At 64.9% G+C, this 13,429-nt stretch carries 17 protein-coding genes; 3 read left to right on the forward strand and 14 right to left on the reverse strand.

Features of this window, described 5'->3' with window-relative positions:
* Window positions 1-37: 37 nt before the first annotated feature.
* Genes ACQY80_RS06025 through ACQY80_RS06050 form a run of 6 tightly spaced genes read right to left on the reverse strand, consistent with a single transcriptional unit; the run spans window position 38 to window position 4,153 of the window.
* Complete coding sequence (locus ACQY80_RS06025; protein ID WP_428684620.1) at window positions 38-667, reverse strand: MarC family protein; 630 nt, start codon at window positions 665-667, stop codon at window positions 38-40.
* Window positions 664-1,329 carry a hypothetical protein gene (locus tag ACQY80_RS06030; protein WP_428684622.1) on the reverse strand — a complete coding sequence of 222 codons (666 nt, stop codon included), beginning with the start codon at window positions 1,327-1,329 and terminating at the stop codon, window positions 664-666. The genes ACQY80_RS06025 and ACQY80_RS06030 overlap by 4 nt, the downstream gene beginning before the upstream one ends.
* Entirely contained in the window at window positions 1,329-2,222 is an 894-nt protein-coding gene (gene folD / locus ACQY80_RS06035) for a bifunctional methylenetetrahydrofolate dehydrogenase/methenyltetrahydrofolate cyclohydrolase FolD (protein ID WP_428684624.1), read from the reverse strand. The genes ACQY80_RS06030 and folD overlap by 1 nt, the downstream gene beginning before the upstream one ends.
* A gap of 1 nt (window position 2,223) precedes the next feature.
* Window positions 2,224-2,532 carry a YggT family protein gene (locus ACQY80_RS06040; protein ID WP_428684626.1) on the reverse strand — a complete coding sequence of 103 codons (309 nt, stop codon included), beginning with the start codon at window positions 2,530-2,532 and terminating at the stop codon, window positions 2,224-2,226.
* Between the two features lie 56 nt (window positions 2,533-2,588).
* A complete protein-coding gene (argB, locus tag ACQY80_RS06045) occupies window positions 2,589-3,497 on the reverse strand; it encodes an acetylglutamate kinase (RefSeq protein WP_428684628.1) in 909 nt (302 codons plus the stop codon).
* Window positions 3,494-4,153, reverse strand: coding sequence for a queuosine precursor transporter (locus ACQY80_RS06050; RefSeq protein WP_428684630.1), 660 nt, complete (start codon window positions 4,151-4,153; stop codon window positions 3,494-3,496). Before ACQY80_RS06050 ends, argB begins: the two co-directional genes overlap by 4 nt.
* Before the next feature lie 130 nt (window positions 4,154-4,283).
* On the opposite strand from ACQY80_RS06050, the gene ACQY80_RS06055 reads away from it, so the two are divergent.
* From ACQY80_RS06055 to ACQY80_RS06065, 3 genes are all read left to right on the forward strand, one after another.
* Complete coding sequence (locus tag ACQY80_RS06055; RefSeq protein WP_428684632.1) at window positions 4,284-5,627, forward strand: NupC/NupG family nucleoside CNT transporter; 1,344 nt, start codon at window positions 4,284-4,286, stop codon at window positions 5,625-5,627.
* Window positions 5,628-5,758: 131 nt separating this feature from the next.
* Window positions 5,759-6,373, forward strand: coding sequence for a beta/gamma crystallin-related protein (locus tag ACQY80_RS06060; RefSeq protein WP_428684634.1), 615 nt, complete (start codon window positions 5,759-5,761; stop codon window positions 6,371-6,373).
* A gap of 13 nt (window positions 6,374-6,386) precedes the next feature.
* The gene (locus ACQY80_RS06065; protein WP_428684636.1) at window positions 6,387-6,707 is read left to right on the forward strand and encodes an MliC family protein; all 321 of its coding nucleotides are present in this window, start codon (window positions 6,387-6,389) and stop codon (window positions 6,705-6,707) included.
* Here ACQY80_RS06065 and ACQY80_RS06070 read toward each other — a convergent pair.
* The 8 genes from ACQY80_RS06070 to ACQY80_RS06105 all read right to left on the reverse strand — a co-directional run bounded on the left by ACQY80_RS06070 (window position 6,702) and on the right by ACQY80_RS06105 (window position 13,417).
* Window positions 6,702-7,844, reverse strand: a complete 1,143-nt coding sequence (locus ACQY80_RS06070; protein WP_428684638.1) for an epoxide hydrolase family protein — start codon at window positions 7,842-7,844, stop codon at window positions 6,702-6,704. The two genes, ACQY80_RS06065 and ACQY80_RS06070, sit on opposite strands and share 6 nt — an antisense overlap.
* Before the next feature lie 21 nt (window positions 7,845-7,865).
* Window positions 7,866-8,354: a hypothetical protein gene (locus ACQY80_RS06075; protein ID WP_428684640.1), complete on the reverse strand. Its 489-nt coding sequence runs from the start codon at window positions 8,352-8,354 to the stop codon at window positions 7,866-7,868.
* Window positions 8,355-8,449: 95 nt separating this feature from the next.
* Window positions 8,450-8,932 carry a hypothetical protein gene (locus ACQY80_RS06080; RefSeq protein ID WP_428684642.1) on the reverse strand — a complete coding sequence of 161 codons (483 nt, stop codon included), beginning with the start codon at window positions 8,930-8,932 and terminating at the stop codon, window positions 8,450-8,452.
* A 111-nt stretch (window positions 8,933-9,043) separates the two neighbouring features.
* Window positions 9,044-9,520, reverse strand: coding sequence for a DUF2314 domain-containing protein (locus ACQY80_RS06085; protein WP_428684644.1), 477 nt, complete (start codon window positions 9,518-9,520; stop codon window positions 9,044-9,046).
* A 20-nt stretch (window positions 9,521-9,540) separates the two neighbouring features.
* A complete protein-coding gene (locus ACQY80_RS06090) occupies window positions 9,541-10,407 on the reverse strand; it encodes a 3-hydroxyacyl-CoA dehydrogenase NAD-binding domain-containing protein (RefSeq protein WP_428684646.1) in 867 nt (288 codons plus the stop codon).
* A gap of 70 nt (window positions 10,408-10,477) precedes the next feature.
* On the reverse strand, window positions 10,478-11,464 hold the full coding sequence (gene egtD / locus ACQY80_RS06095) for an L-histidine N(alpha)-methyltransferase (RefSeq protein WP_428684648.1): 987 nt from the start codon (window positions 11,462-11,464) through the stop codon (window positions 10,478-10,480).
* Window position 11,465: 1 nt separating this feature from the next.
* A complete protein-coding gene (gene egtB / locus ACQY80_RS06100) occupies window positions 11,466-12,743 on the reverse strand; it encodes an ergothioneine biosynthesis protein EgtB (RefSeq protein WP_428684650.1) in 1,278 nt (425 codons plus the stop codon).
* A 92-nt stretch (window positions 12,744-12,835) separates the two neighbouring features.
* Window positions 12,836-13,417 carry a cob(I)yrinic acid a,c-diamide adenosyltransferase gene (locus ACQY80_RS06105; RefSeq protein WP_428684652.1) on the reverse strand — a complete coding sequence of 194 codons (582 nt, stop codon included), beginning with the start codon at window positions 13,415-13,417 and terminating at the stop codon, window positions 12,836-12,838.
* Window positions 13,418-13,429 lie beyond the last annotated feature (12 nt).

The following is a 13,429-nucleotide window of genomic DNA, read 5'->3' on the forward strand; positions in this document are numbered from 1 at the left end:
CGCCGAAAGGCGGCGCCCTATTTTACGAGAGGCCCGTTTACGAAAGGCTGGGAAAGCTGGCCTTCAGCCCGTCGATGACGAACTGCGCCGCGAGCGCCGCGAGCAACACGCCGAGCAGCCGCGTAATCACCGCTTCGCCCTTGTTGCCGATCAGCCGCATGAACGGCCCCGCCATCAGCAGCGCCGCCAGCGTCAGCAGCAGCACGAGCAGCAGCGCGCCAAAGATCACCAGTGCCCGGTCGAGCCCGCTGTTCTGCGACACGAGCAGCATCACCGAGGCGATCGAGCCGGGTCCGGCGAGCATCGGCATCGCCATCGGAAAGACCGAGACATCCTCGACCTCGGGCGTCGCCTTTACCTTTTCGGCGCGCTGTTCGCGCCGTTCGGTCCGCTTCTCGAACACCATGTCGATGGCGATGATGAACAGCATGACGCCGCCGGCGATGCGGAAGCTGTCGAGATCGATGTGAAGGAAGCTCAGCAATCCTTCGCCGAACATGGCGAAGAAGATCAGGATGAAGCCCGCGATGAACGTGGCGCGGATAGCCATCGAACGGCGCTGTTCGACGCTCGCACCGGTCGTCAGGCTGGCATAGATCGGCGCGCAGCCCGGGGGATCGATGACCACGAACAGCGTCACGAAGGCCGAGATGAAAAGGTCCATCATTTCGGTGCGGCAACCTGATTGTCGATCACGGTCGCCATCTCCTTGCCGTCCCACAGCCGGATGGTGACGCGGCGCGAGTTGTCCGGGTGAACCGTCGAGGTCCAGCTCAACGTCTGGTCGGGCGACAGGCCCACCGCCATATCATCCCCTTCGGCGCCCGCCGAAATCGGCACGGCGGGGCGCGATCCGCACTTCGCCTGCTTCGATTCGATGAAATCGGGCGCGACGCGCGGCGTCGCCAGCCCGTCGCCATGGTCGAGCACCCACGTCATCTTGCCCTTCTTGGGGTCGCGGAGCCAGACGGTGGTGAAATAGCCGTTCGCCGGGCCCTTTTGCCAAGCGCCGGTGGTTACCCCGACATTGCCGTCGCAGCTGACATAGACCGCATGCGGTTGCCACTTCACCGCCTCGGCGGGGTCTTTCTGCGACTTCAGCCAATCCTGTGCCTTGACGCGCTGCGGCACGAACATCACCGCATCGGGCGCCGACGTTTCGCGAAACGCCGTCCATTGCCCCTTTTCCTGTGCCAGCCGTGCAAAGGCGATTTCGGCGGCGATGAAGCCGCTGGGGTTCGCCGAGAGCGGGCGGTTGCGTTCGCGGGCCGCAACGGCTCCGCCCGCGATCATGGCAAGCGCGGTCGCGGCGATGAGCAGGCGGCGCATCAGAAACCCTCCGGATCGGCAAGGCCGGCGCGGCGATGCGCGGCGACGAGCGTGTTGCGAAGCAGGCAGGCGATCGTCATCGGACCGACCCCGCCTGGCACCGGCGTGATCGCATCGGCGACAACAGCCGCGCTGCCATAGTCGACGTCGCCGACGAGCCGGCCCTTCGCCGCACCGTCGGCGGGCGGCAGGCGATTGATGCCGACATCGATCACGACGGCGCCGGGCTTGATCCAGTCGCCCTTGACCATCTCGGGACGGCCGACCGCTGCTACAACTATATCGGCGCGGCGAACGAGATCGGGCAGATCCTTCGTGCGGCTGTGCGCCATCGTCACTGTCGCGTTCGCGCCGAGCAGCAACGCCGCCATCGGCTTGCCGACGAGGATCGAGCGGCCGATCACGACCGCATCCTTGCCCGACAGGTCGCCAAGCCGGTCCTGAAGCAGCAGCAGGCAACCATAGGGAGTGCAGGGCACCATGCCCGCGATGCCGAGCGCGAGGCGACCCGCGCTGACCGGGGTCAGCCCGTCGACATCCTTGTCGGGATCGATCGTCGCGACCGCCCGCTGTTCGTCGAGATTGCCGGGAAGCGGGAGTTGCAGCAGGATGCCGTCGACCGCGTCATCGGCATTGAGCGTCGCGAGAAGCGCCTCGACCTCGTCCTGCGTCGCAGTCGCGGGCAGGCGATGTTCGAAGCTTTCCATGCCGGCGGCAATCGTCGCCTTGCCCTTCGATCCGACATAGACTGCGCTCGCCGGATCGTCGCCGACGAGCACGACGGCAAGCCCGGGCGCGCGTCCGGTCGCGGCCTGAAAGGCGGGCACCGCCTCGGCAATGCGGCCGCGCAGGCCGGCGGCGAACGCCTTGCCGTCGATGACCGCCGCCGTCACGTCAGATCGCTCCCGAATTCACGCCGAGCTGGTAAAGATAGCTGATCACCGGTCCCTGCAGGATGACAAGCAGGATCAGCACCACCATCGGCGCGAGGTCGAGTCCGCCGAAGTCGGGCAGGATGCGCCGGAACGGCCGGTAGAGCGGCTCGGTAATTCGTTCGAGGAAATACCAGAGCTGGCGGACGAAATCATTGTGGGTGTTGATGACGTTGAAGGCGATCAGCCACGACATCACGAACTGCACGATGATGATCCACCAGAGTATATTGAGCAAAATCGACAGGATTTGCAGGAACATCAGATACATCAAACTCTCCGGCGAGAAGCGTCGGTTATGGTTCCGCCCCAGCGGTGAAGGCCATCCTAGCGATGAATGAGCGTGCCCGCACCCCGTGCGGTGAAAATTTCCAGCAGCATCGCGTGCGGGATGCGGCCATCGAGGATGACCGCCGCCTCGACCCCGGCATCGACCGCGGCGACGCAGGTCTCGACCTTCGGGATCATGCCGCCGGTTATCGTCTCGTCGGCCTTCAGCAAGTCGATCGCGGCGCGGTCGAGATCGGTGAGCAGCGAACCCGATTTGTCGAGCACGCCGGCGACGTCGGTGAGGAGGAAGAAGCGCTTCGCGCCCAGTGCCCCTGCGATCGCCCCCGCCATCGTGTCGGCGTTGATGTTGTAGGTTGCCCCGTCGGCTCCAAGCGCGACCGGCGCCACGACGGGGATGAAATTGTCGCCCGACAGGTTCCGCAGGATCGTCGCATCGACCGCGACCGGCTCACCGACGAAGCCAAGATCGACATGACGTTCGATCCCCGAATTGGGGTCGGGTTCGGTGCGGCTGACCTTTTCGGCGAGCACCAGATTGGCGTCCTTGCCCGAAATACCGACCGCACGCCCGCCAAGCCCGGCGATCCAGCTGACGATTTCCTTGTTGATCTTGCCCGCGAGCACCATCTCGGCGACCTCGGCGGTCGCGGCGTCGGTAACGCGAAGCCCGCCCACGAAGGTCGATTCGATCCCGAGCTGTTTCAGCATCCTGCCGATCTGCGGCCCGCCGCCATGGACAACCACCGGATTGATCCCGACGGCTTTCAGCAGCACGACGTCTTCGGCGAAGTCGCGCTGCGCTTCGGGATCGCCCATCGCGTGGCCGCCATATTTGATCACGAAGGTCTCGCCCGCATAGCGCTGCAGATAGGGCAGCGCCTCGACGAGCGTTTCGGCCTTGGCAAGCAGGTCGGGCATTTTCGAGGGATCGGTTGTCGTCATCATCCGGCGACCTCGGGCGCCTGCGTTCCGTCCAGCCTGCGGCCGATCGCGACCACCGCCATCACGAGCAGCGGCACCATCACCGCCGACAGCACGACCTTCGCAAGCATCTGGCCAAGCATCAGGTCCGCAATCGGGCGGACGCCATAGAAACTGACGGTGATGAAGATCAGCGTGTCGATGATCTGGCTCAGCGCCGCGGCGACAAAGCCGCGCAGCGGCAGCAGCCGGCCGTTGTTCGCGGTCATCCGCGCAAAAATCCAGACATTGAGGCTGACCGACACGCCATAGGCGAGGATGCCGGCCGCCATCATGCGCCACCCCTGCCCGACGATGATCGGGAAGGCCTCTTTCGCGGGCGGATACATCCCCTCGTCGGTCGGCAGTTGCAGCACGAAGACAGTGAGGATGATCGCAAGAATGAGCGGAATGAAACCGAAGCGAACCAGCTTGTCGGCGACCGCGCGGCCATGCAATTCGGCGATACCGCTCGAGATTGCGATCAGCGTCAGAAAGGGGAAAATCCCGGCTTCGACCGCCAGCGGGCCGAGGGCGACCTGTTTCGCGCCAAGGAAGCCGCCGAGCGGAACCATGCCGCCGTAGAGGATTGCAAACAGCAGCAGCGAGGGCGCGATCAGGCGCGAAGAGCTATTTTCCATCGGCGCCGCTTAATCGCTTTTGCGGCGGGTGGAAAGATGCCGTGGTTCGGGGTTTTTGGGGCACAGGCTTGCCCCACGGGCAAACGCCGTTAGACACGGGTGATAAATTTGCGGGGGACGCACGAAGATTATGGAACGGCTTATCGGGTTACTCGGCATTATCGCATTGCTTGCGATCGCCGTGCTTTTTTCATCGAACCGTCGCTGGATTCGCCTGCGCGTCGTCATCCCCGCCTTCCTGCTTCAGGCCGGTTTTGCGCTGCTCGTGCTCGGCACCCCATGGGGCCGCGCGATCATTCAGGGCATGTCGAGCGGCGTTTCGAACCTGCTCGGCTATGCCAAGGCCGGCACCGATTTCATCTTCGGCCCGCTCGCCGGCCCCGAAATGGGCGGTCACAGCTTCGCGATCGCCGCGCTGCCCGTCATCATCTTCTTCGCCTCGATGATTTCGATCCTCTATTATCTCGGCATCATGCAGCTGGTGATCAAATGGGTCGGCGGCGCGATCCAGAAGATCACCGGCATCACCAAGGTCGAAAGCCTTGGCGCCGCAGCGAATATCTTCGTCGGCCAGAGCGAGAGCCCGCTCGTCATCCGCCCCTATCTCGCCGGTCTGACACCGCCGCAGCTGTTCACGGTGATGACCGTCGGCATGGCCGGCGTCGCGGGCACGATTCTCGGCGCGTATGCCAGCATGATCGGCGAGCAGCTGCTCCCCTATCTGCTTGCCGCAAGCTTCATGTCGGCGCCTGGCGGGATCCTGATGGCGAAGATCATGATGCCCGACGATCCGAAGGATTTGGGCATCGAACCCGTCATCATGCCCGAGGCGAGCCATGACGAGGAAAAACCCGCGAACATCATCATGGCGGCGGCACAGGGCGCGCAGACCGGTGTGCGGCTCGCGGTCGCAGTCGGTGCGATGGTGCTGGCCTTCGTCGCGCTCGTCGCGCTGGCCAACGGCCTGCTCGCCGGGATCGGCGGCTGGTTCGGCTATCCCGACCTGTCGTTTCAGGCGATCATCGGGACGATCTTCCGCCCCGTGATGTGGCTGATGGGCGTGCCGTGGGACGAAAGCGCCGCGGTCGGCGGACTTTTCGGCACCAAGATCGTGCTCAACGAATTCGTCGCCTTCATCGACCTCGGCAAGGTGCAGGGTGCGATGTCGCCCGCCTCGATCGCCATCGCGACCTTCGCGCTGTGCGGCTTCGCCAATTTCAGCTCGATCGCGATCCAGATGGCGGTGACCGGCGGGCTCGCCCCGAACCAGCGTCCGATGATCGCAAGGCTGGGCCTGAAGGCGCTGCTCGCGGGCAGCCTGTCGAACCTGATGTCGGCGGCGCTCGCGGGGCTGATGCTCGGCATCGCGCCCCCGGCCGCTCCGCCCCCCGCTCCCTCCACCGCGACGACAGCGCCGGTCGCCGACGCCACACCGGCCGAGGCTTCTGCGACCGACCCCGCCAAGACACCCTGACCTGCCGTTACGGGCACCGCACGGCTAACGCCGGCACATTGTGATAATTTGCAAGCCTCCCCGGCTTGACGTAAGCTTCGGGACCATAACGAATCCCCGGGTCGCGTTTCGCTGAAAGATGGGAGGCCGTGATGAAAACCGCGTATCGTTTGTCGATCCTTGCCGCTGCTGCGGCGTCGATAGGGGCGGGTTTTCTCGCCACCTCGAACGCCCAGACCGTCGAAACCGAACGCTACCGCCCGCCCGAAGCCACCATCTATCGCGACGCGGCCTATAAGGGGCCCGCGGTCTTCATCGGCGAGGAAAAGCCCAACCTCGGGCTCGCCTGGCCGGTAAATTCGGTTCGCGTCGCCAGCGGGCGCTGGGAGCTTTGCGAGAAGACGCGTTATCGCGGCAACTGCAGGACGATCGATCGCGACACGCCGATGCTCGGCAACATCCTGCGCGGCATCACCATCCAGTCGATCCGTCCGGTCGGGAACAACGGTGGCGGCTGGAATCAGCAGCCGCCCGCAAATGATCAGGTCGCGCGCGGCAATTTCGCCGAATTCCACACCCAGCCGTCGCAGGGCCGGTACCGCGTCCTCGCCTGCACCAGCGGCTCGTCGACGGCCAATTGCGCAGCGCGCACCGCCGACACCTGGTGCCGGTCGATCGGGTGGAACGGGTCGGCGCGCGAGCATATGGAGACCGTCTCCGGTCGCGAATATCTGGCCGACGTTCTCTGCGTCCGTTCGGGCTATTGAGGGGAGAATGGCAATGAAGATGATAGTGACGCTGGCTGCCGCCGGCGCTGCGCTGGCGCTCGCCGGATGCACCTCGATGCCGCCGCGCAACACCGGCACCAGCTATGACTGCAACGGCGGGACGAAGCTGAAGGTCGACTATGTCGGCAATGGCGCGATCGTCCGGATCAATGGGCGCCGCACGGTGACGCTGCGCCAGACGCCGTCGAACCGCGGCCCGGTCTATGAGAACCGGAGTGGCATGCGGCTGGAGCGCAACGGCAATGACGTGACGTGGAACACTTCGGCGCGGTCCGCGTCCGAAAGCTGCCGCGTCGTCTACACACCGCTATAGCGTCATTTCGGCGAAGGCCGCGCGCACTTCGCCGGCGAACAGATCGGGCTGTTCCCACGCGGCGAAATGGCCGCCGCGGGGCAGTTCGTTCCAATAGACGATATTCTTGTAACGCCCCTCGGCCCAGCGCCGCGACAGGCGCATGATCTCGTTCGGGAACAGGCTGCACCCCGTCGGGACGTGGATTTCGCCGAAACCGAATTTGGCGAAGCTGTGCCAATAGAGCCGCGCCGACGAGGCCGCGCTGTTGGTGAGCCAATAGAGGCTGACCGTGTCGAGCATCGCGTCCCTGGTCACCGCCTTTTCGGGATGGCCGCCGATCGACTGGCCGCCGGGTTCGTGCCCGCAATCGGTCCAGCCATGGAATTTCTCGACGATCCAGCACATCTGCCCGACGGGCGAGTCCGCAAGGCCATAGCCGACGGTCTGCGGCCGCGTCGCATGCTGGGTCGAATAGCCATTGTCCTTCGCACGGTACCAGCCGAAGCGCGCAAGATAGGCCTTTTCGTCGTCGGTGAGCTCACCCATAGTCGCGGGGTCGGGCTGGCCGACGATCATGTTGACGTGGATACCCGCGCAATGGTCGGCGTAATTGCCACCGATCGCGCAGGTCACCGCGCTGCCCCAGTCACCGCCCTGCGCAAAATAGCGATCATAGCCGAGCGCACGCATCAGCGCGTCCCACGCCGCGGCGATATGCTCGACGCTCCATTTCGCTTCCGCCGGCTTGCCCGAAAAACCGTAGCCGGGAAGCGAGGGGATCACGAGATGATAGTCGGCCGACAACGGCTCGATGACGTCGAGAAACTCGAGCACCGACCCCGGCCAGCCATGGGTGAGGACGAGCGGCCGCGCCGCCGGGTTCGCCGACCGGATATGCAGGAAATGGATGTCGAGACCGTCGATCGTCGCGAGATGATTGGGCCAGGCGTTGAGGCGCGCCTCGATCCGGCGCCAGTCGTGGCTGCTTTGCCAATAGGTCGCGAGTTCCTGCGCATAGGCGAGCGGGACGCCCTGGTCCCAGTCGTCGACCGTCTCCTTCTCGGGCCAGCGCGTATTGGCAAGCCGCGCTTTCAGATCGTCGAGCGCCGACTGCGGCACCTCGACGACAAAGGGCCGGATATTGTCTACCTGCATCATTCCCTCCCCGATTGCCGGTTATGGCCGCGCCGGCGCCTTGCAGCCGCGCTCCAGACCGACGCCTTTCAGAAATCCGCGCCGCACCGTTCCGGCATAGACCGCCTCGGCGTAGCGGCGCCGTTCGGCATTGGCGCCGGTCACCTCGCCGATCAGGCCGCGGAACGGGATGATCGACCCCGCGACGCTACCCGCCACGCGCCCCGCGGTCTCCTCACGCTTTTGCGCACGGCTCTTGTCGACGGTCTCGTTGACGTCGGGGCCGAGCACTTCGTCGAGTTCGGTAACCTCGCGAATGATCGCCGCGCATTTACCAAGCCCGGCGAGCGAATAGGGCGCGCCCTGGATCGCCTGCAACTTCGGCGGCACTTCCTTGCCGTCGAAGGGTTCGGCGACGGTGTTGGCCGTATCCTTGACCGTCGAATCCTTGGGCGCCCCTTCCTGCGCATGCAGGGGGACGGCGGCGGCGAGAGCGAAAAGCGGCAGGCTGACGGCGAAGTGACGGAACATGGCTTGTCTCCCGTTGCCCCGCAGGCCCTTGCCGCGGGGTTCTGATATCCAACGCAAAGCGGCCCGTTCGGCTCCCTGCTCTCTGTCGCCGTCGATCAATCCCCGGTCGTATAGCCGCCGTCGATCGCTTCCTGCCCGATCGCGGCCGTATCCGACGCCCAATAATCGAAGATGCGCTTGAGCTCGCTTTGCGGCAATCCTTCGATGACATAGGCGCCGAACATATAGAGTTGACCCTGATCATTGGTGCCGATGCGCAGCAGATCGAACTCGTCGTTCATCTTTTGCATCCACGTCGGCGGCGCGTTGAGCACGTCGCTGTACGATGCGACGAGGGTCATATATTTGCAGTCCTTGCCCGCGGTGCAGCCCTGAAGCCGCAAGGTGGTGGTGAACCCCTCGATCTCGATATCGAACTCGGGCACCGTATCAGCCTTGGTAATCGGCGTCGGCGCATAGCCCATCGCCTTCAGCGTCGACCAGAAAGCGGCCGGATTCCTGATGCTGACCGACTGGGCCTGTGCCGGGGCCGCCGACACGAGAAAGGCTGCCGCCGCAGCCGCGATAAACAAACGCATGATGTCCCCCCAAAGGAAAAGCCTTCGACCCCTGCCGCAATCCTGTGCAACGCGGCGGCAGCCGTCCAGCCCTAATTTGGGAGGGCCGCCCTTTTTGCGGGAGCGGCCGTGCTACCAGCCCATATAGTCGATGGTCGACCGGCGCGTCTCTTCATCCATCAGGCCCAGCATCACGCGCGTCGTGCGATGGCCGACGATGACACCGTCGGTGCCGCGATACGCCCAGTCGCTGATATCGGACACCGGAACGCGAACCTCCTGCCCGATGCGGAAGCCCGGCTGTTCGGGGACATTGGCGAGCTGGCCGACCAGCGTATCGCCCTCGATCCGGTCGAAGCTGACCCAGATATGCTCGAAACCGCCAAGCGGATATTTGAACACGAAGCTGTCGCTATCATATCGCCCGGAGCGATAGGCGGCGAGGAAATCGGGGAAGCTGCGCTTGGCCTCGGCGATCGCCGCATTCATCTTTGCGTCGGCTGCGTCGAAGTTGATGATATCGGTGCGTTCGGCAGGCGCCGGCGGCGCGGCAACCGCACCCGTCTCCAGCGCGTACGCCATCATCACCGCAACGAACATCTTCCCCATGATCCCCTCCCTGTCCGGTGTCAGCGCGTCGGAACCGGCTCCGGCCCCGTCCAGTCATAGAAGCCGCGGCCTGCTTTCTTGCCGACCCAGCCCGCCTCGACATATTGGACGAGCAGCGGCGCGGGGCGGAATTTGGGGTCGCCGGTTCCCGACTGCAGGACACGGATAATCTCGAGGCAAGTGTCGAGGCCGATGAAGTCGGCGAGCGTGATCGGGCCCATCGGATGGTTGAGGCCGAGGCGGCAGCCGGCGTCGATATCCTGCATCGTCGCGACACCTTCGCCGAGCGCGAAGATCGCTTCGTTGATCAGCGGCATCAGCACGCGGTTGACGATGAAGCCCGGCGCGTCATTCGCATGGACGATCTCCTTGCCGAGGCCGCGGCCATAGGCTTCGACCTTCGCCAGCGTATCGTCGCTGGTGGCGAGGCCGCGGATCAGCTCGATCAGGCCCATCACCGGCACGGGATTGAAGAAATGGACGCCGATGAAGCGCGCTGGATCGGGCGCGGCCTGCGCAAGCCGCGTGATCGGGATCGAGCTGGTGTTCGACGCAAGGATCGCCGTCGCCGACAGATGCTGGCCGACGCTGGCGAAGATCGCGCGCTTGATCTCCTCGCGCTCGGTCGCCGCCTCGATCACCAGATCGGCAGGCGCGAAAGCGCTATGGTCGGCAACCGGCGTGATGCGACCGAGCAGCGCGTCGGCATCGGCCTGCGTCATCTTTTCCTTCGACACGAGACGGCCCAGCGCCTTGGCGATCCCCGTCTTGCCCGCTTCGGCGCGAGCGATGTCGATGTCGGAAAGCAGCACGTCATGACCGGCACCCGCCGAAACCTGCGCGATGCCCGCGCCCATCTGTCCCGCACCGATAACGCCGACGATCATAATATGCCCTTTCGCTGGAAACCTTGCCCGTGCCCCTACGACCTCAAGACTTCGCGTCAAGGGTGGAGCGTCAGGGCGCCGAGCGGAATTCGGTCGCCTCGGCCAGGATCAGCGCGAAGGCGGGATCGACGTCATCCCATGTCGCGACCGGCGTCCAGCCCCCGGCCCGCAGCAGCAGGTTCGCGTCGCGCGGGCCATATTTGTGGCTGTTCTCGCTGTGGATCGTCTCGCCCTTCGCCATCGCATAGCGGCGGCCGTCGATCGTGAAGACCATGTCGCACGCCGCGACGAGATGCATCTCGATGCGCGCATGGACATCGTCCCAGATTGCGCGGTGGGCGAAATTCTCGACCGGAATATCGCCGCCGAGTTCGCGGTTGATCCGTTCGAGCAAATTGAGGTTGAACGCCGCCGTGACGCCCGCCGGATCGTCATAGGCGCGCGTCAGCACATCCACGTCCTTGATCCGGTCCACCCCGATCAGCATCAGCGATCCGTCGCCGAGCGCGGCGCGCCAGTTGCGGAGCAGGTCGATCGCCGAGCGCGCGACCATATTGCCGATCGTCGAACCCGGAAAGAAGCCGAGCTTGGGAAGCGGGCATATCTCGCGCGGCAGGTCGACCTTCTGGGTGAAATCGGCCTCGACCGGATAGATGGCGAGGCCGGGAAAGCGCGCCGCGAGCGCGTCGGCGCTGGCCCGCAGAAAATCGCCCGAAATATCGACGGGCACATAGGCCGCGGGGTCGATAGCCTGCAGCAGCAGCGGCGTCTTGGTCGAGCTGCCCGAGCCGAGTTCGACAACCGCACGCCCGGGGCCGATCGCCGCCGCCATTTCGCCGGCGTGGCGCGTCAGCAGGTCGGTTTCGCTGCGCGTGGGATAATATTCGGGAAGCGCAGTAATATCCTCGAACAGCGCCGAGCCCGTAGCGTCGTAAAACCAGCGCGCGGGGATTGCCTTTTGCGATTGCGCCAGCCCGGCATGAACGTCGGCGCGAAAGGCGATATCGACACCCGCATCGTCGGCAGAAATCTGCCGAAGTTGACGCACAACACTCATGTCACAGATCCTTGGCGAGCCGCACGCCGGTGAACTGCCAGCGCTGGTGGGGGTAAAAGAAATTGCGGTAGGAGGCGCGCATATGACCGCGCGGCGTGGCGCAGCTTCCGCCGCGCAGGACGAACTGCCCGCTCATGAACTTGCCATTATATTCGCCGACCGCGCCGGGCGCGGCGCGAAAGCCGGGATAGGGGCGATAGGCGCTGCCGGTCCATTCCCACACGCTGCCGAACATCTGTTGCAGATCGGTGTCGGCGTTCGCGGCATCGGGCTGAACCGGACCCGCCGCATCGAGTTGCTGCCCCGACGACGCGTCGAAGGCCGAGGCGGCGGCTTCCCATTCGAACTCGGTCGGCAGGCGCGCCCCCGCCCAGCTCGCAAAGGCGTCGGCCTCGAAGAAGCTGATGTGCGTCACCGGCGCGGCGGGATCGATGTCGCGCCACCCCGACAGGGTGAAATATTGCCCGTCGCGCCAATAAGCCGGCGCCTCGATATCCTCCGCCTGCACCCATGCCCAGCCGTCGCTGAGCCACAGCGACGATATGTGGTAACCGCCGTCATCGATGAACTGGCGCCATTCGTCATTGGTGACCGGACGGCTGGCGAGCGCGTGCGGGGCAAGCAGCGTGTCATGGCGTGGCCCCTCGCAGTCAAAGGCGAAGCCTTCCCCGGAATGGCCGGCCGCCGCGATCCCGTCGGCGCCCTTCACCCATTTCATCGCGGAAAACTGCGTAACTTCATTCGCGATTGCAGCCTTCCACACGGCGGGGCCGAGCGGGTTTTGCGCAAAGAGATGTTTGAGGTCGGTGAGCAGCAATTCCTGATGCTGCTGTTCGTGATGGATGCCCAGCTCGACCAGCCCCTGCGCGGCGGGTGGCAGATCGGGGAGCGCGGTCTGCACTGCGGCATCGACATGCGCGCGCCACACGCAGATTTCGTCGAGCGACGGGCGCGTCAGCAGGCCGCGGCTCGGACGCGCATGGCGCGGCCCCTCGGCCTCGTAATAGCTGTTGAAAAGATAGGGATAGCGCTCGTCGAACAAGCGATAGCCCGGAAGATGATCGCGGAGAACGAAGGTTTCGAAGAACCAGGTCGTGTGCGCGAGATGCCATTTCGCGGGCGACGCGTCCGCCATCGACTGCGCGCTGGCATCGGCATCGGACAATGTCCGGACAAGGTCGAGCGACAGGCGCCGCGTCGCGGCGAAGCGACCGCCAAGCGCTTCACCAAGCTTTTCCAATGACTCGGTTTTTTTCGACATGTCGGTGCGGCTGGCCATGACTCAGACAATCCCCCGAGGTGCGATTCGGTTTCGCGACTGAACAGAATATGGTTACAGCGCGAGGGAATGTCTAGAACATTAAGGGAACATCACCGCGTCGCGCCGGGTTTCCACAATATGTCACCGCCCGCCGCCGCATTGATATGGCGCGTCATCACGAACAGATGGTCGGACAAGCGGTTGAGGTAATTGAGCGCGAGCGGATTGAGATCGCGGTCGGCATTCGCCGCGACGGCCGCACGCTCGGCGCGGCGCGTCACCGCGCGCGCCAGATGCAGCCGCGCCGCAGCCTCGGTCCCGCCGGGCAGGATGAAGCTTTTGAGCGCGTCGAGATTGTCGTTCATACGATCGATCTCGTCCTCGAGACGCGCGATCTGGCTGGGCACGATGCGCAGCGCCATGTCGTGCGGGCCAAAGCCGAACTGGATGTCGGGCGGGGTCGCAAGGTCGGCCCCGAGGTCGAAAAGCTCGTTCTGGATGCGGACGAGCATCGCCGCTTCCTCGCTCGCGCGATCGAGTACCGCCACCGCCAGCCCGACGAAGCTGTTCGCCTCGTCGACATCGCCGATCGCCGCCATCAGCGGGGCCGACTTGGCGATGCGCGATCCATCGACGAGGCCCGTGGTGCCGTCGTCGCCCGTGCGCGTGTAAATCTTGTTGAGCTTGACCATGTGCGGGTCGGC

Origin of the sequence: Sphingopyxis sp., assembly GCF_965279755.1 — a bacterium.
Classification (GTDB): Bacteria; Pseudomonadota; Alphaproteobacteria; order Sphingomonadales; family Sphingomonadaceae; genus Sphingopyxis.

Coding starts and splice junctions, on each gene's coding strand:
- ACQY80_RS06025 (WP_428684620.1), bottom strand. CDS start 667: ATGATGGACCTTTTCATCTCGGCCTTCGTGACGCTGTTCGTGGTCATC.
- ACQY80_RS06030 (WP_428684622.1), bottom strand. CDS start 1,329: ATGCGCCGCCTGCTCATCGCCGCGACCGCGCTTGCCATGATCGCGGGC.
- ACQY80_RS06040 (WP_428684626.1), bottom strand. CDS start 2,532: ATGTATCTGATGTTCCTGCAAATCCTGTCGATTTTGCTCAATATACTC.
- argB (WP_428684628.1), bottom strand. CDS start 3,497: ATGATGACGACAACCGATCCCTCGAAAATGCCCGACCTGCTTGCCAAG.
- ACQY80_RS06050 (WP_428684630.1), bottom strand. CDS start 4,153: ATGGAAAATAGCTCTTCGCGCCTGATCGCGCCCTCGCTGCTGCTGTTT.
- ACQY80_RS06055 (WP_428684632.1), top strand. CDS start 4,284: ATGGAACGGCTTATCGGGTTACTCGGCATTATCGCATTGCTTGCGATC.
- ACQY80_RS06060 (WP_428684634.1), top strand. CDS start 5,759: ATGAAAACCGCGTATCGTTTGTCGATCCTTGCCGCTGCTGCGGCGTCG.
- ACQY80_RS06065 (WP_428684636.1), top strand. CDS start 6,387: ATGAAGATGATAGTGACGCTGGCTGCCGCCGGCGCTGCGCTGGCGCTC.
- ACQY80_RS06070 (WP_428684638.1), bottom strand. CDS start 7,844: ATGCAGGTAGACAATATCCGGCCCTTTGTCGTCGAGGTGCCGCAGTCG.
- ACQY80_RS06075 (WP_428684640.1), bottom strand. CDS start 8,354: ATGTTCCGTCACTTCGCCGTCAGCCTGCCGCTTTTCGCTCTCGCCGCC.
- ACQY80_RS06080 (WP_428684642.1), bottom strand. CDS start 8,932: ATGCGTTTGTTTATCGCGGCTGCGGCGGCAGCCTTTCTCGTGTCGGCG.
- ACQY80_RS06085 (WP_428684644.1), bottom strand. CDS start 9,520: ATGGGGAAGATGTTCGTTGCGGTGATGATGGCGTACGCGCTGGAGACG.
- ACQY80_RS06090 (WP_428684646.1), bottom strand. CDS start 10,407: ATGATCGTCGGCGTTATCGGTGCGGGACAGATGGGCGCGGGCATCGCG.
- egtD (WP_428684648.1), bottom strand. CDS start 11,464: ATGAGTGTTGTGCGTCAACTTCGGCAGATTTCTGCCGACGATGCGGGT.
- egtB (WP_428684650.1), bottom strand. CDS start 12,743: ATGGCCAGCCGCACCGACATGTCGAAAAAAACCGAGTCATTGGAAAAG.
- ACQY80_RS06105 (WP_428684652.1), bottom strand. CDS start 13,417: ATGGTCAAGCTCAACAAGATTTACACGCGCACGGGCGACGACGGCACC.